Annotated in this window: 15 protein-coding genes; 11 read left to right on the top strand and 4 right to left on the bottom strand. The window is 69.2% G+C overall.

Going from position 1 to position 21520, the window contains the following annotated elements; genetic code table 11:
• Positions 1-309 precede the first annotated feature (309 nt).
• A complete protein-coding gene (locus tag BN940_RS01525) occupies positions 310-2484 on the top strand; it encodes a TonB-dependent receptor plug domain-containing protein (protein ID WP_043679400.1) in 2175 nt (724 codons plus the stop codon).
• 464 nt (positions 2485-2948) lie between these two features.
• Positions 2949-4652, top strand: a complete 1704-nt coding sequence (gene leuA, locus BN940_RS01520) for a 2-isopropylmalate synthase (RefSeq protein WP_043679397.1) — start codon at positions 2949-2951, stop codon at positions 4650-4652.
• A gap of 235 nt (positions 4653-4887) precedes the next feature.
• Here leuA and BN940_RS01515 read toward each other — a convergent pair whose 3' ends face one another.
• Positions 4888-5205 (bottom strand): hypothetical protein, encoded by a 318-nt coding sequence (locus BN940_RS01515; protein ID WP_043679394.1) that lies wholly within the window; start codon positions 5203-5205, stop codon positions 4888-4890.
• Between the two features lie 30 nt (positions 5206-5235).
• Positions 5236-5580 (bottom strand): DUF1840 domain-containing protein, encoded by a 345-nt coding sequence (locus BN940_RS01510; protein ID WP_043679391.1) that lies wholly within the window; start codon positions 5578-5580, stop codon positions 5236-5238.
• A 92-nt stretch (positions 5581-5672) separates the two neighbouring features.
• Here BN940_RS01510 and BN940_RS01505 point away from each other — a divergent pair, with 92 nt between their 5' ends.
• The 6 genes from BN940_RS01505 to BN940_RS01480 all read left to right on the top strand — a co-directional run bounded on the left by BN940_RS01505 (position 5673) and on the right by BN940_RS01480 (position 15525).
• A complete protein-coding gene (locus BN940_RS01505; RefSeq protein WP_043679388.1) occupies positions 5673-9734 on the top strand; it encodes a DUF6531 domain-containing protein in 4062 nt (1353 codons plus the stop codon).
• A 57-nt stretch (positions 9735-9791) separates the two neighbouring features.
• Positions 9792-11474, top strand: coding sequence for an arginine--tRNA ligase (gene argS, locus BN940_RS01500; RefSeq protein ID WP_043679385.1), 1683 nt, complete (start codon positions 9792-9794; stop codon positions 11472-11474).
• Between the two features lie 4 nt (positions 11475-11478).
• Complete coding sequence (locus BN940_RS01495) at positions 11479-12180, top strand: SPOR domain-containing protein (protein ID WP_043679383.1); 702 nt, start codon at positions 11479-11481, stop codon at positions 12178-12180.
• A 22-nt stretch (positions 12181-12202) separates the two neighbouring features.
• Positions 12203-12829: a thiol:disulfide interchange protein DsbA/DsbL gene (locus BN940_RS01490; RefSeq protein ID WP_043679381.1), complete on the top strand. Its 627-nt coding sequence runs from the start codon at positions 12203-12205 to the stop codon at positions 12827-12829.
• Positions 12830-12964: 135 nt separating this feature from the next.
• Entirely contained in the window at positions 12965-13927 is a 963-nt protein-coding gene (locus tag BN940_RS01485; RefSeq protein WP_043679379.1) for a XamI family restriction endonuclease, read from the top strand.
• A gap of 2 nt (positions 13928-13929) precedes the next feature.
• A complete protein-coding gene (locus BN940_RS01480) occupies positions 13930-15525 on the top strand; it encodes an Eco57I restriction-modification methylase domain-containing protein (RefSeq protein ID WP_043679377.1) in 1596 nt (531 codons plus the stop codon).
• Between the two features lie 39 nt (positions 15526-15564).
• On the opposite strand, the gene BN940_RS01475 is transcribed toward BN940_RS01480, so the two are convergent.
• On the bottom strand, positions 15565-16782 hold the full coding sequence (locus tag BN940_RS01475; RefSeq protein ID WP_043679375.1) for a trans-sulfuration enzyme family protein: 1218 nt from the start codon (positions 16780-16782) through the stop codon (positions 15565-15567).
• Between the two features lie 4 nt (positions 16783-16786).
• Positions 16787-17863 carry an MBL fold metallo-hydrolase gene (locus BN940_RS01470; RefSeq protein ID WP_043679372.1) on the bottom strand — a complete coding sequence of 359 codons (1077 nt, stop codon included), beginning with the start codon at positions 17861-17863 and terminating at the stop codon, positions 16787-16789.
• Between the two features lie 174 nt (positions 17864-18037).
• On the opposite strand from BN940_RS01470, the gene BN940_RS01465 reads away from it, so the two are divergent.
• From BN940_RS01465 to aceK, 3 genes are read left to right on the top strand one after another with little or no spacing between them, the layout of a single operon-like run.
• Positions 18038-18445 carry a MerR family transcriptional regulator gene (locus tag BN940_RS01465; protein ID WP_043679369.1) on the top strand — a complete coding sequence of 136 codons (408 nt, stop codon included), beginning with the start codon at positions 18038-18040 and terminating at the stop codon, positions 18443-18445.
• The gene (locus tag BN940_RS01460) at positions 18442-19620 is read left to right on the top strand and encodes an isovaleryl-CoA dehydrogenase (RefSeq protein WP_043679367.1); all 1179 of its coding nucleotides are present in this window, start codon (positions 18442-18444) and stop codon (positions 19618-19620) included. The genes BN940_RS01465 and BN940_RS01460 overlap by 4 nt, the downstream gene beginning before the upstream one ends.
• 24 nt (positions 19621-19644) lie before the next feature.
• Positions 19645-21507, top strand: coding sequence for a bifunctional isocitrate dehydrogenase kinase/phosphatase (aceK, locus tag BN940_RS01455; protein ID WP_043679364.1), 1863 nt, complete (start codon positions 19645-19647; stop codon positions 21505-21507).
• Positions 21508-21520 lie beyond the last annotated feature (13 nt).

The following is a 21520-nucleotide window of genomic DNA, read 5'->3' as shown; positions in this document are numbered from 1 at the left end:
ACCGCGCATGTCCCGCACGCCGCGGGCCGGCGGCCGGCCCGCAGGTCCGGGATCAGGCCGCATTCAGGCCGGATCGTTCCGGACCGAGCCGGATCGAACTGGATCGGGTTGTGTCGAGGCGGATCCTCAAGCCCGCCCAAGATAATGATGATAATAATTCTCATAATCATTGATTAATGCAATCGCATTCTCTATAGTGTGTGGGTGTCCGGGCCGCCTTGCCGCCGCCCGGTGTTTCCCGCTTTCTCCTCACGAGCCATGATCGCGTCCCGCCCGTCCTGTCACTGATCCACACAGGGAAATCACAACATGAACCATGCGATCATGGGCCGGGGAGAAGCATCCGCCGCGCTGCGCGTCGGCGCGCGCGCACTGGCGCTGGCCTTCAGCCTGCCGCTGGCCGGCGCGGCCTGCGCCCAGTCGAGCGGCACGCAGCAGGCCACCTGGCTCGACACCATCACCGTGACGGGCACGCGCACCGAAACCTCCGTCAGGAACAACCCCGCCTCGGTCTCCGTCGTCGGCCAGGAGCAGCTCGAACGCCAGGCGCCGGAAAGCATCGCCGACCTGGTGCGCGACGTGCCCGGCGTCGAGGTGGTCGACGCGTCCGCGCCAGGCATGAAGCGCCTGCGCATCCGGGGCGAATCCTCGCACCGCGTGACCATCCTGGTCGACGGCCAGGAAATCACCGACCACAGCGACTACGGCACGCCGATCCTGGTGGATCCGGCCAACGTCGAGCGCATCGAGGTCATCCGCGGGCCGGCCTCGGTGCTGTACGGCGCCAAGGCCATCGGCGGCGTGGTCAACATCATCACCAAGCGCGGCGCGCCCAAGCCCATCCAGCTGGAAGCGGGCGGCAGCTACTACTCGGGCACGCGCGGCTGGCAGGGCTGGGCCGCCGTCTCCGGCACCGTGGGCGATTTCGACTACCGCCTGTCGGGCAGCGCCGACCGCCACCACGACCGCCAGGTGCCCGAAGGGCGCTACACCCGGAGCGGCACCCTGGACGGCTCCAGCTACCGCGACAGCGACATGGCGCTGCACCTGGGCTACACCTTCGGCCAGAAGCGCAACCACTACCTGGCGCTGAAGGCCGAGCAGCACCTCCTCGCCACGGACAGCTGGACGGACCCCGACTACGTGCAGGGCTCGATCCGCGATTTCAGCATCGACCTGCCCAAGCGCGACCTGCGCAAGGTCGGCCTGTACTACGACGCCAAGGACCTGAGCCCCGTGGTGCGGAAGATCCACGTCGACGCCTACCGCCAGACCGTGGACCGCCTGTTCGAGAACCGGGTCGAGGTGCAGCCGACTTCCTTCATGAACGTCAAGAACACCGCCACCTCGGACGATCGCAACCTGAACTACGGCGGCACCGCGCAGGTCGATCTGGCCTTGCACCCCGACCACTACACCATCGCCGGCCTGCAGTACCTGATGGACGACCTGGACACCAGCAAGAACAGCATCACCACCACGACCACCCGGCCGCCCATGCCGATGCCGGGCACGCGGACCACGACCAGCCCGACGCATACCCGCGCCTCGATCCAGACGGCCTCGGTGTTCGCCCAGGACGAATGGTCCTTCGCCCGGAACTTCAAGCTGACCGCGGGCCTGCGCTACTACCACGTGAGCTCGAACCTGGACGACACCACCAATGCCGCCCTGGCGGGCCAGGACGACAGCACCACCAACCGCCTGGTCAAGTCCCTGGGCCTGACCTGGAGCGGCCTGGAGCACACCACCCTGCGCGCCCTGTATTCCGAGGGCTACACCATGCCGACCCTGGCGCAGATGTACTCCGACACCACGGCCGGCAGCGGCTCCCTGACCCGCGCCAACCCCGGCCTGAAGCCCGAGACCTCGCAGAACTACGAGGTGGGCGCGCGCTACCAGAACGCCGGCGTGGTGCTGGACGCGGCCGTCTTCTACACCCGGGCCAAGGACTACATCGGCACGACCTCCTGCGCCGCCGCGGGCACCTGCCCGGCGGGCTACGCCGCGAGCGACCGCACCTACGTCAACGCCGACCGCGCCGACACCCACGGCATCGAGCTGGTCGCCGAATACGCGCTGCCCGGCACCAACCTCACCCCCTACGTGACCGGCGCCTGGACGCAGCGGGAGCTGAAATACCCCACGTACTCGACCAAGGACAGCGGCGTGCCGGCCTTCTCCGGCCGCGCGGGGGTGCGCTACGACACCACGCTGTACGGCGCCGAGGTCTGGGCCGACCTGTTCGTGCGCGCCGCCACGCCGGTCAAGGAAACCACGCTGAGCGGCAGCGCCCTGTCGACCGAGCGCCTGCCGGGCTGGGGCACGCTGAACCTGGCGTTCGGCGGCACCCACGGCAAGGACCGCAAGGTGCAGGTGGGGGTGCAGATCAACAACCTCCTGGACAAGGAATACCGCTCCGCGTTCGACGTCCTGCCGGGCACCGGCCGCAGCGTGGAAGTCACCCTGCGCACGACCTTCTGAGCCCGCCGGTCCGGGCCGCCCGCGTTCCGCGGCCCGGACGGCGGACCGCGAACACCGCCGCCGGGCCGGGGCAGGTTCGCATCCACGCGAGCCGCCTGATCGTGCAGGGCGCCGCGCGCCCGCGGGCCGGAGCGTACCGTTGCGCCGAGGCCGCATCGGCGGCTGGAACCCGCCCGCCGGCCGGGCGGATCCCCACGGATCCCTACGGAACCCTTGCCAGGAAGCCGGAAATATGTTTGACTTCCATACATGAACTCCACGCGCGCTTCCTTCCGTGACATCCCGCAGCTCTCCGCTGCCGGGCGCGCGCGTCCGTCGTTCTCCTCCCTCTCCCTGTCGGGTCTACTGCTGCTAGCGATCGGTTGCCGGGCCTAGCGCCGCGTGGCAGTTCGGCAGCCTGTTTCGCCACACCCTCGCATTTCCGCGCCCGTGATCCGGACGCACCCGCCCAGACAGGTACCGACATGATCAAGAATCCCGCCGACAAATACGTTCCGTTCGCTCCGTTCACGTGCGACTTCAGCGAACGCACCTGGCCCAGCCGCCGCATCTCCGCCCCCCCGATCTGGATGAGCACCGACCTGCGCGACGGCAATCAGGCGCTCATCGAGCCCATGAGCGTCGAGCGCAAGCTGCGCTTCTTCGATCAGCTGATCAGGATCGGCTTCAAGGAAATCGAGGTCGGCTTCCCCTCCGCGTCCCAGACCGATTTCGACTTCGTGCGCAAGCTGGTCGATGAAAAGCGCATCCCCGACGACGTCACCATCATCGCCCTGACCCAGGCCCGCGAAGACCTGATCCAGCGCACCGTCGAAGCCTGCGCGGGCGCCAGGCACGCCATCATCCACCTGTACAACGCCTGCGCGCCGGCCTTCCGCAAGATCGTCTTCCGCATGAGCCGCGACGAGGTCCGCGCCATCGCCGTCGAAGGCACCCGGATCGTCAAGACCGAAGTCGCCAGGCACCCCGAAACCCACTGGCGCTACGAATATTCGCCGGAAGTCTTCAGCACCACCGAACCCGATTTCGCGCTGGAAGTCTGCAATGCCGTGGTCGACACCTGGCAGCCCACCGTCCAGGACAAGATCATCCTGAACCTGCCGGCCACCATCGAGGCCACCACGCCGAACCTGTACGCCGACCAGATCGAATGGATGCACACCCATCTGGCCCAGCGCGACAAGATCGTCCTCAGTGTCCACCCCCACAACGACCGCGGCACGGCCGTGGCCGCCGCCGAATTCGCCGTCATGGCCGGCGCCGACCGCATCGAGGGCTGCCTGTTCGGCAACGGCGAGCGCACCGGCAACGTCGATCTGGTCACCCTGGCGCTCAACCTCTACACCCAGGGCATCCATCCGGGCCTGGACTTCTCCGACATCGACGAAGTCCGCCGCTGCGTCGAATACTGCAACCAGCTGCCCGTGCATCCGCGCCACCCCTACGCCGGCGACTTGGTCTTCACGGCCTTCTCCGGCTCGCACCAGGACGCCATCAAGAAGGGCTTCTCGGTGCAGCAGGAAGACGCCGTCTGGGAAGTCCCCTACCTGCCCATCGACCCGGCCGACCTGGGCCGCAGCTACGACGCGGTCATCCGCGTCAACAGCCAGTCGGGCAAGGGCGGCGTGTCCTTCCTCCTGGAACAGGAGCACGGCCTGGTCCTGCCGCGCCGCCTGCAGATCGAATTCAGCCGCGCCATCCAGCGCGTCACCGACGAAACGGGCCGCGAAGTCACGCCGCAGGACGTGTTCGACATCTTCTCCAGCGAATACCTGGACCGCGAAACGCCGATGAAGCTGATCCGGCACCGCATCACCGGCAGCCCCAAGACCACCGGCCAGAAGCAGTTCATGATCGAGATCGAGCTGGAAATCGACGGCCAGGTCCGCCATCTGTCGGGCCAGGGCGACGGCGCGATCTCGGCCTTCATCGCCGCGCTGGGCATCGAGGCCCGCGTGATGGACTACCAGGAACACGCCATCGGCACCGGCACCGACACCCGCGCGGCGTCCTACATCGAGATGCGCATCCAGGACAACGTCAGCGGCTACGGCGTCGGCATCCACGAGGACATCGTGACCTCGTCCTTCCTGGCGATCCTGAGCGCGGTCAACCGCCACGCGGCGGCGGGCGGCGACGTGCGTCCGCGCGCCTCGGTCGCGGCCTGATCCAGAACGGCCCGGGCGCTCCGCACGGAGCGCCCGTCATCCGGCATCCCAGCGCCCGCGGGCGGCGCCACCCCCGCATCCCGGGGATATTCCTGGCACCACAAGCGCCCGCCTCGTTCAGCCCCGTCCCACAGGACGGGGTTTCCGTTTGTGCGCCGCCCAGGCCCCAAACCGCCAGGCCCCGGGCTTCCGGCAAGAGGCCGGGGGTTCTGCCCGCGCCGGCCGCGCGGCCCGGTCAATACACGATGGCCAGGCCCGGCAGGTCCACCGTCACCCGGGGCTTTTCCAGCGCCTGGACGGCATGGGCGGCGAATTCCCGCGCCAGTTCGGGCTGCGCCGAAAGGCGGCTGTAGCCCAGGCTGTCGGCCACGCCCAGGATCTTGTCCAGCAGCAGGACCTTGCCGCTCACGCGCAGGGGCTCGCAGCCCAGGGATTCCCACGTCTGCTCGAACCATTCGCGGGCGGCGTGCGCCCGGTCGGGGTCCACCGGCGCGTCGACGGGCAGTTCCAGGGAACGGTGGGCATCGAAAATCACGATCACATGGCCCTGCATGGGATTTCTCCGGATGTGAAATGCGTGAATTTACCAGGCCGGCGCGGGCTCCCAGGTGACGTCCTCGCCTTTTTCGCGGGCCAGGCGCAGCATGGTCAGCAGCGGCCAGGCCCGGCGGCGCATGCCGACCGGCTGGGCGATGGGATGTTCGACCGTGTCGTCGTGGTCGCCGGAGGCGTCGTCGTGGCCGGGATCGGCCGCCACCAGCGCCTCGATGCCGGCGATGGCGGTGTCCAGCTGCGCCCGGGTGATGACCCCGCGCTCGGGCAGTCCGGGACCATCGAAGGTCTTGCCGGCGGCCACCAGGATGGGCCGAGCATGCTGGGCGAACATCAGGACTTCCGCCGCGGATTTCGATTGGAACAAAATGAGCATGGTGGACTTCCCGCAATGGATACATTCATACACTAACCGATCTTCAACCCCCTGCCAAGCCGCACAATGAGCGCTCCGACAGGAGGTCTTCCATGCCCGAAACCCTTGCCTGGCGCCGCTTGCCATCCTGGCTGGCCGGCGTGCCGCTGGCGCTCGCCTCCTGGTCCACGCCAGCCCCCGCGCACGCCGCAAACGCCCTGAGCTGCCCCGCGCCGCAGGCCCAGGCGCCCTGCGGCGCGGGCTCCGTCCGGGGGCCGGCCGCCGAGCCCGCGCCCGATCCGGGCATCGCCAATCCCGTGCATCTGGCCACCGGCGAGAAATTCCTGCGCGAGACCGACCTGCCCGAGCCGGTCGCGGGCGGCCACCCGTCCTTCGTCCGCCTGTACCGCTCGGGATCCCTGGAAGACGGGCCGCTCGGCCGGGGCTGGAGCAGCGAATACGACATCCGCCTGCGGCCCGCCCCGGACGGCTGGCGGCTGGACCTGCCCGACGGCCGCCGCGTGCGCTTCGACACCCGGGGCCTGGGCGCCGGACCCGCCGACGGCCAGGTCCTGGCGCCCGTTCATGAGGCTGTCCCCTTATCCTGGCTGGGCGCCGACGGCGGCCGGCTGGTCTTCGATGCGCACGGCCGGCTGCGGGCGATCACCGCCCCCGGACGGCCGGACATCGTCATCGACCGCCACGCGGGCGGCCCGCTGGACGGCCTGGCGCGGGAAATCCGGCGCGGCGCCGCCGTACTGCGGCTCGATTACGACGCCTCGGGACCGCGCCCCCGCCTGCGGACGCTGGCCACGCCGCTGGGGGTGTTCCGCTACGAATACGCCCGGAGCGCACACGAGGCGATGCCTACGAGCGCGGCCCCGGCCGGCGGGATGCCGGCCGACGCGCCCCTGGCCGGGCAGGGCCCGGCCCCCGAGCCGGTCCTGCTGACCGCCGTGCAGCGGCCCGACGGCATGCGCCGCCGCTATCACCATGAATCCGGGCGGCAGGCCGGCCACCCCGCCGCCCTCACCGGCGTCACGCTGGAAGCCGCAGACGGCCGGCGCTGGCGCGCCCGCAGCTGGACTTACGACGCGCGCGGCCGCGTCGTCCAGGCGATCCCGGGCGCCCCCGGCACGACGGCGGGCCGCCTGGACCTGGACTATCCGGACGGCCCGCCCGACGCCGGTCCGACCCGCGTGCGCTCGGCAGGCGCGCGGGCCGAGGTGGAGCACGCCCTGCGCGGCGGCCGGATCGTGCCGCGCGCGGTGCGCTCGTCGGCCTGTCCCGCCTGCCCCGGGATCACCCGGCGCATCGACCACGACGCCCAGGGCCGGCCAAGCGCCCTTGGCGATCTGCGCATCCGCCGCGCGCCGGACGGCCGGATCCGCGCGCTGATGCAGGCGCGGGGCGGCTGGCCCGGCCTGCGCCTGGAGTACGGCCCCGGCGGCCGGCTGGCGCGCTGGTCCAGCCGGCTCACCGGCACGGCCCGGCTGTCCTACGATCCGCACGGCCGCCTGACCGGCAGGCGCGAGGCCGACGGCGGGCGCCTGGACGTCCGCCGCGACGCCATCGGCCGACCCGTGCGGCTGCTGCACACGGCGCCCGGCCGGCCGCCGCTGGAGATCGGCCTGCATTGGCGGGGCGACCGGCCGATCCGCCTGACCCACCCCGACGAGACCGAATACCTGCAGCACGACGCGCACGGCCGGGTCACGGCCCGCGCCGTCCACCGGCCCCACGCCCAGGGCGCGCTCGGCTACCGGGAACGCTTTGCCTACGACGCCCACGGACGGCTGACGCGCCATGACCTGCCGGAAGGCGGCGCGCTGCACTACGCCTGGTCGGATGCGGGCCGCCTGATGCGCCTGGACTGGGAAGCCGCCGACGGCGCGCGCCGCACCGTCATCGACTCCGTCCCGGGCCGCGCCGGCTACCGCTACGGCAACGGCCTGTGGCTGCAGACGGCCGCGGGGCCGGACGGGCGGGCCGATACCCTGGTCCTGTCCGACGGGCCGCGCATCCTGTGGGGCGAGCGGCGGCGCCACGACGCGCGCGGCCGGGTCGTGCGCCTGAGCACGCTGTCGGCGTCCGAACCCGCCGTCCCGGACGGCGCCGCGCGTCCACCCTTTGGAACCGCACCGCGCCAGCCAACGCCCGCCCTGCCCGCCGCCCCCTGGCGGCATCGGGTCCTGGCGCACGACGCGCAGGACCGATTGGCCGGGTTCCAGGACGGCGTGACCCGGACCTGGCTGGCCTGGGACGAGGACGGCCGCCTCATCGGGCGCCTGGCCGCCCGCCTCGGCCGGCCCGGCGGTTCGCCGCATGCCGCGCATCCGGCCCGCACGCCGACCGGACTCCAGGGCGCCGGTCCCCGGGACGCCGAGTCCCGGTCCGCCGCGCCGCCGGACGCCGAAGACGGGGATGCCGCCCCGCCCCCGATCGCCCGCAACGAAGCCGGCCTGCCCCTCGCGGTCGGCCGCCGCACGCTGCGCCTGCAGGCCCAGGGCCGGCCGGCCGAGGTCCTGGAGGACGGGCGGGTCCTGGTGCGCTACGCCTACAACGCCCGGGGCCAGCGGATCCGCCGCGTCCAGGACGGCCGGGAAACCGAACGCTACTACGTGGACAACCGCCTGGCGGCGATCTGGCACCGGCCGACCCCCGGAACGCCCGCCCGCACGGAGTCCGCCGCCGGGCCGGACGCCACGGCCGCCGCCACGCCTGCGGCCTCCGCTGCAGCCCCGGTCCCCGCCCGCGCCGCCGCAGGGCTCCCGGCCTTCGGCGTCACCCAGCGCTACCTGTATGCCGGCGAGGTCCCCGTCGGCCTGCTGCAAACGGAAGCCGACGGCCGCACCCGCCTGGTTTACCTGCACGCCGACCTGCTGGGCGCCCCCGTCCTGGCGACCGACGCGGACCGCGCGGTGCGCTGGGCCGCCGACTACGACGCGCTGGGCCGCGCGACCCGCCTGCGCGGCGACCTGGACCTGCCGCTGCGCCGGCCGGGCCAGGACGAGGATCCGGCGACGGGCTGGCACGACAACGTCTTTCGCACCTTCCTGCCCGCGCGCGGCCACTATCTGGAGCCCGACCCCCTGGGGCCGCTGCCCGGCCTGCAAGCCCTGGGCTACGCCGCCCAGCAGCCGCTGCGCCACGTCGATCCCCTGGGCCTGATCCTGCTGGCCTTCGACGGCACGCGGCAAGGGCCGCGCAACCAGGGCAACGTCTGGAAGCTCGCCCAAGCCTACGAGGACGGCCCGGCCTACTATCACGCCGGGCCGGGGAACGGCTACTACGCCGACTGGGACGCGGTCGTCGCCGCCGGCAGCCGCCAGATCCTGAGCAACCAGTGGCAGTCCCTGCTCAACGCCCTGGACCGGGCGCGGGGCGCCGCCGCGCCGGTGCCCATCGACATCCTGGGCTATTCGCGCGGGGCGGCCCTGGCGCGCGACTTCGCCAACCGCATCGCGCGCCACACCCGCGACGGCTGGTTCTCCTACGACGACCCGCTGCGCGGCACCATCGGCCTGTGCGTCGACCTGCGCTTCCTGGGCCTGTTCGACACCGTGGCGCAGTTCGGGCTGCTGGGCGCGGCCAACGCCGGCTTCGACCTGGGCATCGCCGGCGCCTGGCACTGGGTGGCGCACGCCGTGGCGCTGCACGAGCTGCGCGCCCTGTTTCCCCTGGTCTCGGCGGCCGGCGACGCGGGCAACACGGTCGAGGCGCCCTTCATCGGCGCCCACGCCGACATCGGCGGCGGCCTGCTGCTGGACGAGCGGCTGCAGCCCGTCCCCGGCGGCGACCTGTCGGACGTGGCCCTGAACTGGATGCGCTGGCAGGCGCTGGCCGCCCTGGTGCCCGTCGCCGAACTGGCGCCGGACGACCGCGCGGTGACGCGCCCGCTGCTGCACGACGAGCGCAGCCCCGCCCTGCGCGGCCTGCCGCCGGGCGACCGGGCGCTGCAGGACGCCGCCGCGCGCACGCTCGGCCCCCAGGGCGCGGACCCGCGCCTGGGCGACGCGCAGCGGCGGATCGTGGAGGCCTTCATCCGCCGCGCCGACGCCGCGGCGGACGAATCCGGCGCCGTCGCCGGCAGCGTGGACATGGCGGCCTACGGCGCCTGGCTGGAGGCGGAACGGGGCCTGCCGGGGATGGCCGGCCCGGCGCGGCGGCCCTGAGGCACGGCGCCCCTGAAATCGGGCTATCATTTCGGGATACCCTCAGATACGGACACCATGCTACCCGAGCAACACACCCGGCTCATCGCCATCCTGCGCTCCGTCCTGGACACACTGATCCCCGGCCAGACTCTGGACATCACCCTCGAACGCCCGAAAATCGCCGCCCACGGCGACGTCGCCAGCAACGTCGCCATGCAGGCCGCCCGCGCGGCCCGGCGCAACCCGCGCGAACTGGCGCAGGCCGTCGCGGCGGGCGTCCTGGCCCACCCGGACGCGGCCGGCCTGATCGCCTCGGCGGAAGTCGCCGGCCCGGGTTTCATCAATTTCCGCCTGTCGGCCGCCGCCCACCAGGCCGTCCTGGACGCCATCCAGGCCCAGGGCGAACGCTACGGCCACCGGCCCGCCACCGACGAGCGCGTGCTGGTGGAATTCGTCTCCGCCAACCCCACCGGCCCGCTGCACGTCGGCCACGCCCGCCAGGCGGCGCTGGGGGACTCCATCTGCCGCCTGTTCGCCACCCAGGGCGCCCAGGTCTCGCGCGAGTTCTACTACAACGACGCCGGCAACCAGATCCACAACCTGGCGATCAGCGTGCAGGCGCGCGCGCGCGGCATCGAGCCCGACGACCCGGCCTTCCCCGCCGACGGCTACCGGGGCGAATACATCCAGGACATCGCGCGCGACTACCTGGCCGGCGCCACCGTCCAGGCCAGCGACGGCGACCCCATCCGGGCGTCCGGCGACCTCGACGACCTGGACGCGATCCGCCGCTTCGCCGTGGCCTACCTGCGCCGCGAGCAGGACCTGGACCTGCAGGCCTTCGACCTGCGCTTCGACAACTACTACCTGGAAAGCTCGCTCTACACCAGCGGCCGCGTCGAGCGCACCGTCCAGGCCCTGATCGACGCCGGCCACACCTACGAACGGGACGGCGCGCTGTGGCTGCGCACGACCGAACTGGGCACCGGCGACGACAAGGACCGCGTCATGCGCAAGTCCGAGGGCGGCTACACCTATTTCGTGCCGGACGTGGCCTACCACGTCGCCAAATGGGAGCGCGGCTTCCACCATGCCATCAACATCCAGGGCACCGACCACCACGGCACCATCGCCCGCGTGCGCGCCGGCCTGCAAGGCCTGGGCCTGGGCATCCCGGCCGACTACCCGGCCTACGTGCTGCACAAGATGGTGCGCGTCATGCGCGACGGCGCCGAGGTCAAGATCTCCAAGCGCGCTGGCAGCTACGTCACGCTGCGCGACCTGATCGACTGGGTGGGACGCGACGCCGTGCGCTTCTTCCTGGCCCAGCGCCGCGCCGATTCCGAATTCGTCTTCGACATCGACCTGGCCCTGTCGCGCAGCGAGGAAAACCCGGTCTACTACATCCAGTACGCGCACGCCCGCATCCACTCGCTGCTGCGCCAGCACGACGCCGGCAGCCAGGCGCGGGCGGCGGACCCATCCCTGCTGACCGCCCCCACCGAAATCACGCTGCTGCAGCGCCTGGCCGAATACCCCGGCGTGCTGACGCAGGCCGCCCGCGAACTGGCGCCGCACCAGCTGGCATTCTGGCTGCGCGACTGCGCCGCCGATTTCCACGCCTGGTACAACGCCGAGCGCATCCTGGTGGACGACCCCGCCCTGGGTGCCGCCCGCCTGCGCCTGGCCCGCGCCACCGCCCAGGTGATCGCCAACGGCCTGGGCCTGCTGGGGGTCGGCGCCCCCGAGCGCATGTAGCGCCATGGCCACCCGCAAGAAATCCTCGCGGTCGGGCAGCGCCTGGTTCGGCCTGGTCCTGGGCATGGTGCTCGGGGTGGCGGCCGCGGTGGCCGTCGCCCTGTTCGTCACCAAGGCCCCCATGCCCTTCAAGGACAAGGCCAGCCGCGACGACCCGACCACCCTGCTGCCGGACGTGAAGAACGCCCCGGACCCGAACATCGCCCTGTACGGCAAGGACGGCCCGGCGGGCACGCGCTCGGCCGCCCAGGGCGGCAGCAGCACCAATCCGCCGGCCCCGGCGCCGGAGCCCGGCGCCTCGCCGGAAAATCCGCTGTCCGATGCCATCGGCCAGATCATCGCCGGGCTGGACAAGCCCGCGGCCAAACCCGCCCCGGCGGCGGCACCGGTGAATCCGCCGGCCCCGCCGCAGACCAGCCAGCCCATTCCGCCGCCGCCTCCCCCGCCGCCCGCCGCCCGCCCGGCGCCCGGCACGCAGACCACCTACTACCTGCAGACCGGCGCCTTCCGTTCGCAGAAGGAAGCCCAGGCCATGCTGGCCCGGGTCGTGCTGCTGGGCCTGCCGGTGCGCGTCGAAACCGGCGAATCCAACGGCGCCCCCATCAACCGCGTGCGCGTCGGCCCCTTCAAGGGCATCGACGAAATGAACCGCGCCCGGGCCCGCCTGGGCGACGAGAAGATCGAATCGACCGTCGTCCGCCCCTGAACCGCCCCCCAAGGAGCCCACCATGAAGATCGCCCTGTTTTCCCGCCTCGTGTCGGGCCTGGTCCTGGGACTGGCCGCGCTGGCCATGACGCCCGCCCAGGCGGCGCCCTACGATACGCTCGATCCGGTCCAGCCCTCGGACACCCCGGGCAAGATCGAAGTCCTGGAATTCTTCTTCTACACCTGCCCGCACTGCAACGCCATCGAACCCCTGATCGAGAAATGGCGCAAGACCCTGCCCGAGGGCGTGGCCTTCAAGAGCGTGCCGGTCGCCTTCAACGCCAGCATGCGCGACATGCAGAAGCTCTATTACACCCTGGAGGCCCTGGACCGCCTGGACCTGCATCCGCAGGTCTTCAAGGCCATCCACGAACAGCGCAAGGACCTGACCCAGGCCAAGGAAATCATCGACTGGGCCGCCTCGCAGGGGCTGGACCGCCAGACCTTCACCGACACGTTCAATTCCTTCGGCGTGCAGACCAAGGTCTCCCGCGCCGACGAGCTGACCAAGTCCTACCACGTGGACGGCACGCCGACCATCGCCATTGGCGGCCGCTACCTGACCTCGCCCTCGAACACCGGCACCTACCAGGGCGCCATCGACGAGGCCGACAAGCTGGTCAAGCAGCTGCTGGCGGGGAAGCAGTAAAACAGGCGCAAGGCCATCCTACCTTGATCATTTTGTCCGGCTCCACATGGAGCCGGAATTCGCTCGCCGGTACAATCGAGTTTAATGCGAGGCCCTGTTCGAGGGCGCTCAGAACGAACCCAGGCGATCCGGAACATGCCCGTCAACCTCGACAAGCCGCACCTGTGGAAGACTGATGTGGCAGCGTCAGTCGACATGTACAACCGCTGGTTCATAAACTTTGCACCAGCCGCCTTTCGAGACACGCGCGTCCGGACCACTCAGAGCGTGAAAGAGGCACTTCGCGCCACCAACTATCTAACCGACGTTCAACCGGCCCTGCTGCGCCAGCACCCCGAGATCCTGCCAACCCTCCGAATGTCCATGTGTCCTCCGCTCGCCGTGGATCGGCTCATCGGCTTATCCAGCGCCTCACCGAATCTCGTCAAATGCATGGAGAAAGAGCAGCGGTTGCCTGTGCGAATGTCCAGCGTCAAAGCGGATCAAGAGCTTGAAAAGATCGCCGCCGTGATCGAACGCCTGGCCGACCCGGATATCTTCGTCTGGCTCAACCGCGCGGCATCGGCCACCAAAGCCGAAATCCATCGGGCGGCGACCATCATCGCCGACAGACTATGCGGCGCCGTGACAAACCCGATCATCCGAAATGCACAGGAGCAAAGGCAACTCGCTGTTATCCAGGCCTATCTGGAGCAGCGTGGCTACAGGCGGCTCCATCCCGGTGATGGCATCAAGTTCAATTCCATGCCTTCCGGCACGTTCAGCTTCCGAATGAATGTGCCGATCAAGCAAACGAACGGTGTGCAATCCATCAATATTCCTATCGATGCCGTCATCATGCCGAAAGCGGCAAAGCGCGGGGATCTACCACTGTTTTTCGAGGCAAAATCCGCAGGCGACTTCACCAACACCAACAAGCGCCGCAAGGAAGAAGCGGTCAAGATGGCTCAGCTTCGCCATACCTATGGTCCCAACGTGCGCTTCAACCTGTTCCTTTGCGGCTATTTCGATAGTGGCTATCTCGGCTACGAAGCTGCAGAAGGCATCGACTGGGCTTGGGAACACCGCATCGATGACCTGTCATTGTTTGGGATATGACCATGACCAGCAAGGCCGAGACCATCACCCTCGTGGAGGAACGGCGTCTGACTCTTCAAGCAGAGCTTGACAGCTACAAAACTCAAGCCGAACGGAATAAATTTGGGCAATTCGCCACACCCACCCGGCTTGCCCATGAAATACTCGCCTACGGTCTGAGTCTACTGCCCAGAAATGAGGCTATTCGCTTTCTCGACCCTGCGATCGGCACAGGCTCATTCTATTCGGCCTTGCGGGCAACCCATGGTCGGCGCCCCGTGAATTGGGCGCGCGGCTTCGAGATCGATCCTCACTATGGAGAACCTGCCCGGCATCTCTGGAGGGAAACACCTCTCGACATCACACTCTCGGATTTCACACGGCAAGAGCCACCGACGCACGATGAGGAAAAATCCAATCTGCTCATCTGCAACCCCCCCTATGTGCGGCACCATCACATCGGCGGCGCCGATAAACGCCGCCTGCAAAACACCGCGCGGAAAGCCGCTAACATCGAATTCTCTGGACTATCGGGGCTTTATTGCTATTTCCTGGCGCTGTCCCACCCATGGATGAGCGAAGGCGGGATCGCCGGATGGCTCATCCCCAGCGAATTCATGGACGTGAACTACGGGAAGGCGCTCAAGGCATACTTGCTGAGGGATGTCACGCTACTGCATATCCATCGTTTCGACCCCAACGACGTGCAATTCGATGATGCCCTGGTATCCTCTGCCGTCGTCTGGTTCAAGAAACAGAAGCCGCTTGCAGACCACCAGATCACATTTTCCTTCGGCGGCACACTGCAGCAGCCTGCACTGGTCAGGAAAGTGAATGCGGGCGAACTGGAACACGCAAGCAAGTGGTCCAGGTTTCCCAAACGGAGCGCCGAATCCACACACAAAGGCTACCGGCTCGGCGACTTGTTTTCCGTCAAGAGAGGGCTCGCCACGGGAGACAACAATTTCTTCATCCTGGACGAAGAACGCGCCACCGCGCTTGATATTCCGTCACGGTTTTTACGCCCCATCCTACCGAGCACTCGATATGTGAAGGAAGATGAAATCATGGCTGACGAGCACGGGATCCCATTGCTCGAAAAGCGTCTGTTTCTGCTTGACTGCACCTTGCCCGAACACGAAGTCCAGCACGGATATCCGTCGCTCTGGGCGTATCTTCAAACTGGGCGCGCACAGGTCGCGCAACGCTATCTGTGCCGTTCACGGCGCTACTGGTACGCTCAGGAACGCCGCCCTGCGGCGCCCATAGTCTGTACCTACATCGGCCGCAGCGATCATGGCGGTCAACCCTTTCGTTTCCTGCTGAACCATAGCCAGGCAACAGCGACGAATGTTTATCTCATGCTTTATCCGTCGCCCCTGCTGATGGACAAGCTCCGGGCCAATCCCGCCATGCTACGCACGCTATGGCATGCACTCAACGCCATCGATAGGACCGTTTTGCTAGACAACGGCCGCGTGTATGGCGGAGGAATGCATAAACTTGAACCCAGAGAACTGGCCGCCGTACCGGCTGACGAACTTGCAGCCTTGATCGGTCTCGACAAGAAACGCCCTGAAGAGCAACTGGCGTTCGAGGCAATGGCGGCAGCGCTCTAGTACCTACGCCGAGACTTCGTCCAACGAATTGGCAAACGCCTAACCGCGCCCAGCCGCCTCGAACGCCTGCGCCAGGTCGGCGATCAGGTCGGCGGGGTCTTCCAGGCCGATGTGCAGGCGCAGCACCGTGCCCTTGCGCATGCGCGCGTCGGCTACCGAGGCCCAGTAGCCGTGGGCGGCCAGGGCGGAAGGCTCGACCTGCGTGACCAGGCTTTCGTAGCCGCCCCAGGAATAGCCGATCCCGAACAGCCGCAGGCCGTCGATCAGGCGGCGCACCTGCCGCTCGTCGAAATCGACGGCCACGGACAGCAGGCCGTTGGACCCCGTCGCGTCGCGCCGCCACAGCGCATGGCCGGCGTCGTCCGGCCAGGCGGGGAAGAAGATCCGCGACACCCGGGGCTGGGCGTCCAGCCAGCGGCAGACCTCCATCGCGTGCTCGGCGCAGGCGCGCAGGCGCACCCCCAGGGTGCGCGCGCCGCGCAGCGCCAGCCAGGCGTCGTCGGCGCTGACGGTGCTGCCCAGGGCGTAATGGGTCTCGTGCAGCTTGCCGATCAGCGCCGGGTCGCGCGCCACGGCCGCGCCCAGCATCAGGTCGGAATGGCCGCCGACGTACTTGGTGGCGGCGATCACCGACACGTCGGCCCCGAGCTGCAGGGGCCGGTAGATGTAGCCCGAGCCCCAGGTGTTGTCGGCCACCACGACCAGGCCGTGCTCGTGGGCCCAGTTGGCCAGGGCGGGCAGGTCCAGCATTTCCATCAGCAGCGAGCCCGGCGATTCCAGGTACAGCACCCGGGTCTCGGGGCGCAGGGCGGCCTGCAGGCCGGCGAGGTCGCCGCGCACGAAATCCATGGCCACGCCCATGCGCGACAGGACGGTCTTGTGCAGGTAGCGCACCGGCCCGTACACGCAGTCCACGACCAGGGCATGGTCGCCCTGGCCCAGCAGCGCCATCAGCGCCATGCTGATGGCCGCCATGCCGGAAGGCGCCAGGAACGCCCGCTCGCCGCCTTCCAGGCCGCACAGCAGCGTCTCCAGGGCCTCGTGCGTCTGCAGGCCGACCCGGCCGTAGGTGGGCACGCGCTCGCCGCGCTGCTTGGCCGCCTGGGCGCGGTCCAGCACGTCCATGGAGGCGAAGCGCACCGTGCTGGTGCGGTACGAGGGCAGCGCGACCGGCCCCGAGCCGGTGGCCGGATCCAGGGGAGCCTGGCCGATGTGCTGCAGCAGCGTGTCGATGCGGTCGGAATCGTGGAATGTCATGAACTCAGATCTTTTGAAAACGGTACACCCCGTCCTCGCCGAGGGTGCGCCGCAGGGATCCCTGGAAGTATAGGGCGTGCAGGTGGGCGATGGATTCGCCCATGGCGAAGGACAGCTGGTGCAGGTCCAGCTTGCGGTGGAACAGCACCGGCAGCAGATCGTGGGCGGTGCGCGGCTCGCCACAGGCGGCCAGGACCTCGGCCAGGCGCTCGGCGTGGTGCTCCCGCTGCTGGACGATGCGCCGGTGCAGGCCGCGGAAGGGCCGGCCGTGGGACGGCAGCACCAGGGTGTCCGCGGGCAGCGCTTCGTAGGCGGCGAGCGAATCCAGGTACAGGCGCAGGGGATCGGACTCGGGCTCCAGGTCGAACACGCTGACGTTGGTGGAAATGCGCGGCAGCACCATGTCGCCCGAGATCAGCGCACCCAGGTCCGGACACCACAGCGAGACGTGCTCGGGCGCATGGCCGTAGCCGACGATGACGCGCCAGCCGTGCCCGCCGATGGGCACTTCCTGGCCGTGCATCAGGCGGTGGAAGCGCGACGGCATGCCGGGCACCAGGCGCACGTAATAGTCGTGGCGGGCGCGGATCGTGTCCAGCGCCTGCGGATCGGCCAAGCCGTGGCGGGCGAAGTGCCGCGCCGCGCCCACGCCGGACGGACCGCTGCCCTCGACCGAGGAATCCGCCACCGACGATCCCGACCACAGCCGGGCCACCGCGTAGTCCGTCATGGACATCCACAGCGGCGCCTGCCAGCGCTCGCACAGCCAATGGGCCAGGCCGACGTGGTCCGGATGCATGTGGGTGACCATCACGCGCAGCACCGGCAGGCCGTCCAGCGCCTGCTCGAACACGGTTTCCCAGCAGTCGCGGACCTCGGCGCGGTCGATGCCGCAATCGACCACCGTCCAGCCCTCGCGGCCGTCGATGCGGTCGCGCAGCAGCCACAGATTGATGTGGTCCAGGGCGAAGGGCAGCGGCATGCGGATCCAGCGCACACCGGCGGCCACTTCGCGCGCGCGGCCGGATTCGGGCAGGGCGTCGCCCCAGGGATAGTCGAGTTCGTTTTCCAGCGGGTTCATGCCGCGTCTCCAGTAGATTCGGGTTTTTCTGCGGGTTTTCTCGCATCATTATGTCAGAATTTCCTCTTTACGTTAACGTAAACGTAATCCATAATGGGCGCTGACTGGATCCGCCGTTTCGCGCGCTCCCCGACCGAACCGCCGGCCGATCCACCCATCGCCGCATCCCACCCCATGAGCCAAGCCACCTGGACGATTTCCGAGCTTGCCCGCGAATTCGGCATCACGCCGCGCACGATCCGCTTCTATGAGGATCAGGGCATCGTCAGCCCGGCGCGCGCAGGCCGCAACCGGGTCTATGCCCCGCGCGACCGCACGCGGCTCAAGCTCGCCCTGCGCGGGCGGCGGCTGGGGCTGCAGCTGGCCGAAATCGTCACCCTGATCGACCTGTACGACCGCGGCGGCGCCAACAGCGAAGCGCAGCTGCGGCAGTACGCCGAAGTCCTCGCCAGCCACCGCGCCAAGCTCGAACAGCAGCGGCGCGACCTGGACGAGACCCTGAAAGAAATCCGCCGCCAGCAGGCCGAATGCGAAGCGCTGCTGCGGGCGCGCCACCCACGACACCAGGAGACCACCCCATGAACCTGCCCGGCCTGAACTTCGACCTCGGCTCCGACCTCGACATGCTGCGCGAGGCGGTGCGCGACTTCGCCCAAGCCGAGATCGCCCCGCGCGCCGCCGCGGCCGACCGCGACGACCAGTTCCCCATGGACCTGTGGCGCAAGTTCGGCGACCTGGGCCTGCTGGGCGTGACCGTGGCCGAGGCCTACGGCGGCGCCAACCTCGGCTACCTGGCGCACATGATCGCCATGGAGGAAATCTCGCGCGCCAGCGCGTCCATCGCCCTGTCCTATGGCGCGCACTCCAATCTGTGCGTCAACCAGATCCACCGCAACGGCACCGAAGCGCAGAAGCAGAAATACCTGCCCGGCCTGATCTCCGGCGAACGGATCGGCGCGCTGGCCATGAGCGAACCCGGCGCGGGTTCGGACGTCGTCGGCATGCGGCTGCGCGCCGAGAAGCGCGGCGACCGCTACGTGCTCAACGGCACCAAGATGTGGATCACCAACGGGCCGGACGCCGACACCCTGGTGGTCTACGCCAAGACCAGGCCCGAGGCCCACCAGCGCGGCATCACCGCCTTCATCGTCGAGAAGACCTTCCCTGGCTTCTCGGTGGCGCAGAAGCTCGACAAGCTGGGCATGCGCGGCTCGCACACCGGCGAGCTGGTGTTCCAGGACTGCGAGGTCCCGGCCGAGAACGTGCTGGGCGAGGTCGACGGCGGCGTCAAGGTGCTGATGAGCGGCCTGGACTACGAGCGCGCCGTGCTCGCGGCCGGCCCCCTGGGCATCATGCAGGCGGTCATGGACGTGGTCGTGCCCTACGTGCACGAACGCAGGCAGTTCGGCCAGCCGATCGGCGAATTCCAGCTCATCCAGGGCAAGCTGGCCGACCTCTACACCACCCTGCAGGCCTGCCGCGCCTTCTGCTACACGGTCGGCAAGAACCTCGACAGGCTGGGCGCCGGCCACGCGCGCCAGGTGCGCAAGGACTGCGCCGGCGTCATCCTGTACTGCGCCGAGAAGGCCACCTGGATGGCCGGCGAGGGCATCCAGATCCTGGGCGGCAACGGCTACATCAACGACTACCCCACCGGCCGCCTGTGGCGCGACGCCAAGCTCTACGAGATCGGCGCCGGCACCAGCGAGATCCGCCGCATGCTGATCGGCCGCGAGCTGTTCGGCGAAACCGCCTGAACCCGACCCAGGAGCCGCGCAGCCATGGACGACACCGGCGACCACCGCCGCATCGAGCCCGTCGCGCCCCGGGGCCAGTCCCCGGAGGCCGTGGCGCGCATGATCCTGGCCGGATTCGACCGCCACTATTCGCTGTTCCGCTACAGCGCGCAGCGCGCCAAGGCGCTGTTTGAATCGGGCGACTGGCACGGCATCCAGCAGCTCTCGCGCGAGCGCATCGAATACTACGATACCCGCGTGCGGGAATGCGCGGCGGCCCTGGGCCAGGCGCTGCGCGGCACCACCCGCGCCCACACCGCGCCGGACACGGCCCTGACCGGCGAGCAGATCGAATTCTGGCTGGCCGCCAAGACCAGCTACATCACCCTGCTGGCCGGCCACCGCCAGCCCGAATGTGCCGAGACCTTCTTCAACTCGGTGTCCTGCCGCATCCTGCACCGCAACTACTTCAACAACGACTTCCTGTTCGTGCGCCCGGCGGTGGCGACCGACTACATCGACGGCGAGCACCCGTCCTACCGGGCCTACTATCCGCTGACCGAGGGCCTGCTGCCCAGCCTGACCCGCATGGCGGCCGACTTCGGCCTGGCCGCGCCCTATCACGACCTGCCGGCGGACGTGCGGCGCATGGCCCGCATGGGCCTGCGCCACCTGCGCCGCACCCTGCCGCGCGGCCTGGGCAAGCGGCTGGCGCCCGACTGCCAGATCCAGGTGCTCAACACCCTGTTCTTCCGCAACAAGGGCGCCTACATCGTCGGCCGCCTGATCAACCAGACCGCCATCCATCCCTTCGCCGTGGCGCTGCTGCACACGCCCTCGGGCCACATCCAGTTCGACGCCCTGCTGCACACCAGCGACGACCTGAGCACGCTGTTCAGCTTCACGCGCGCCTATTTCCTGGTGGACATGGAGGCTTCGGCGGCCTACGTCGATTTCCTGTCCTCGCTGTTCCCGCGCAAGCCCAAGGCCGAGATCTACACCACCATCGGCCTGCAGAAGCAGGGCAAGACCCTGTTCTACCGCGACTTCCTGCACCACCTGTCGCACTCGCGGGACGCCTTCGACTACGCGCCGGGGATCCAGGGCATGGTCATGACGGTGTTCACCCTGCCGTCCTATCCCTACGTGTTCAAGCTGATCCGCGACCGCATCGCCAAGGACGGCATGGACGAGGCCACGGTGCGGCGCAAGTACCAGATGGTGAAGAAGCACGACCGCGTCGGGCGCATGGCCGACACCTGGGAATATTCCCAGGTCGCCCTGCCGCGCAGCCGCTTCTCGCCGCGCCTGCTCGAAGGCCTGCGCCGCGAGGTCCCCAGCCTGCTGGAGGAGACCGACGGCCTGGTGGTGCTGCGCCACGTCTACATCGAACGCCGCATGACGCCGCTGAACATCTTCCTCGCCAGCGCCTCCGACGCCGCCCTGGAAGCCGCCGTGCAGCAATACGGCCAGGCCATCCGCGAGCTGGCCGCCGCCAACATCTTCCCCGGCGACATGCTGTACAAGAACTTCGGCGTCACCCGCCTGGGCCGCGTGGTCTTCTACGACTACGACGAGATCCAGCGCATGACCGAAATGCAGTTCCGCCGCATCCCGCCCGCCCCCAACGAGGAGGCCGAGATGTCCGGCGAACCCTGGTACCCCGTGGGCGCCAACGACGTCTTCCCGGAAGAGTTCGAGCGGTTCCTGCTGGGCGACCCCCGGGTGCGCGCCGCCTTCCTGAAATACCACGCGCCGCTTTTGGATGCACAATGGTGGCAGGACTGCCGCGCGCGCGCCGCCCAGGGTCGCATCGAGGACATCTTCCCCTATGACCAGTCGCGCAGGCTGCAGCCGCCGGACGGCCATTCGCGGCCGCCCCGGAGCGATTCAACGGATACCCTCTAGAGCAAGAGAAAGG

The sequence above is a fragment of the Castellaniella defragrans 65Phen genome, from assembly GCF_000612685.1.
Classification (GTDB): domain Bacteria; phylum Pseudomonadota; class Gammaproteobacteria; order Burkholderiales; family Burkholderiaceae_B; genus Castellaniella; species Castellaniella defragrans.
This window is presented reverse-complemented; position numbering and strand designations above follow the sequence as displayed.

Coding starts and splice junctions, on each gene's coding strand:
- BN940_RS01525 (WP_043679400.1), top strand. CDS start 310: ATGAACCATGCGATCATGGGCCGGGGAGAAGCATCCGCCGCGCTGCGC.
- leuA (WP_043679397.1), top strand. CDS start 2,949: ATGATCAAGAATCCCGCCGACAAATACGTTCCGTTCGCTCCGTTCACG.
- BN940_RS01515 (WP_043679394.1), bottom strand. CDS start 5,205: ATGCAGGGCCATGTGATCGTGATTTTCGATGCCCACCGTTCCCTGGAA.
- BN940_RS01510 (WP_043679391.1), bottom strand. CDS start 5,580: ATGCTCATTTTGTTCCAATCGAAATCCGCGGCGGAAGTCCTGATGTTC.
- BN940_RS01505 (WP_043679388.1), top strand. CDS start 5,673: ATGCCCGAAACCCTTGCCTGGCGCCGCTTGCCATCCTGGCTGGCCGGC.
- argS (WP_043679385.1), top strand. CDS start 9,792: ATGCTACCCGAGCAACACACCCGGCTCATCGCCATCCTGCGCTCCGTC.
- BN940_RS01495 (WP_043679383.1), top strand. CDS start 11,479: ATGGCCACCCGCAAGAAATCCTCGCGGTCGGGCAGCGCCTGGTTCGGC.
- BN940_RS01490 (WP_043679381.1), top strand. CDS start 12,203: ATGAAGATCGCCCTGTTTTCCCGCCTCGTGTCGGGCCTGGTCCTGGGA.
- BN940_RS01485 (WP_043679379.1), top strand. CDS start 12,965: ATGCCCGTCAACCTCGACAAGCCGCACCTGTGGAAGACTGATGTGGCA.
- BN940_RS01480 (WP_043679377.1), top strand. CDS start 13,930: ATGACCAGCAAGGCCGAGACCATCACCCTCGTGGAGGAACGGCGTCTG.
- BN940_RS01475 (WP_043679375.1), bottom strand. CDS start 16,782: ATGACATTCCACGATTCCGACCGCATCGACACGCTGCTGCAGCACATC.
- BN940_RS01470 (WP_043679372.1), bottom strand. CDS start 17,863: ATGAACCCGCTGGAAAACGAACTCGACTATCCCTGGGGCGACGCCCTG.
- BN940_RS01465 (WP_043679369.1), top strand. CDS start 18,038: ATGAGCCAAGCCACCTGGACGATTTCCGAGCTTGCCCGCGAATTCGGC.
- BN940_RS01460 (WP_043679367.1), top strand. CDS start 18,442: ATGAACCTGCCCGGCCTGAACTTCGACCTCGGCTCCGACCTCGACATG.
- aceK (WP_043679364.1), top strand. CDS start 19,645: ATGGACGACACCGGCGACCACCGCCGCATCGAGCCCGTCGCGCCCCGG.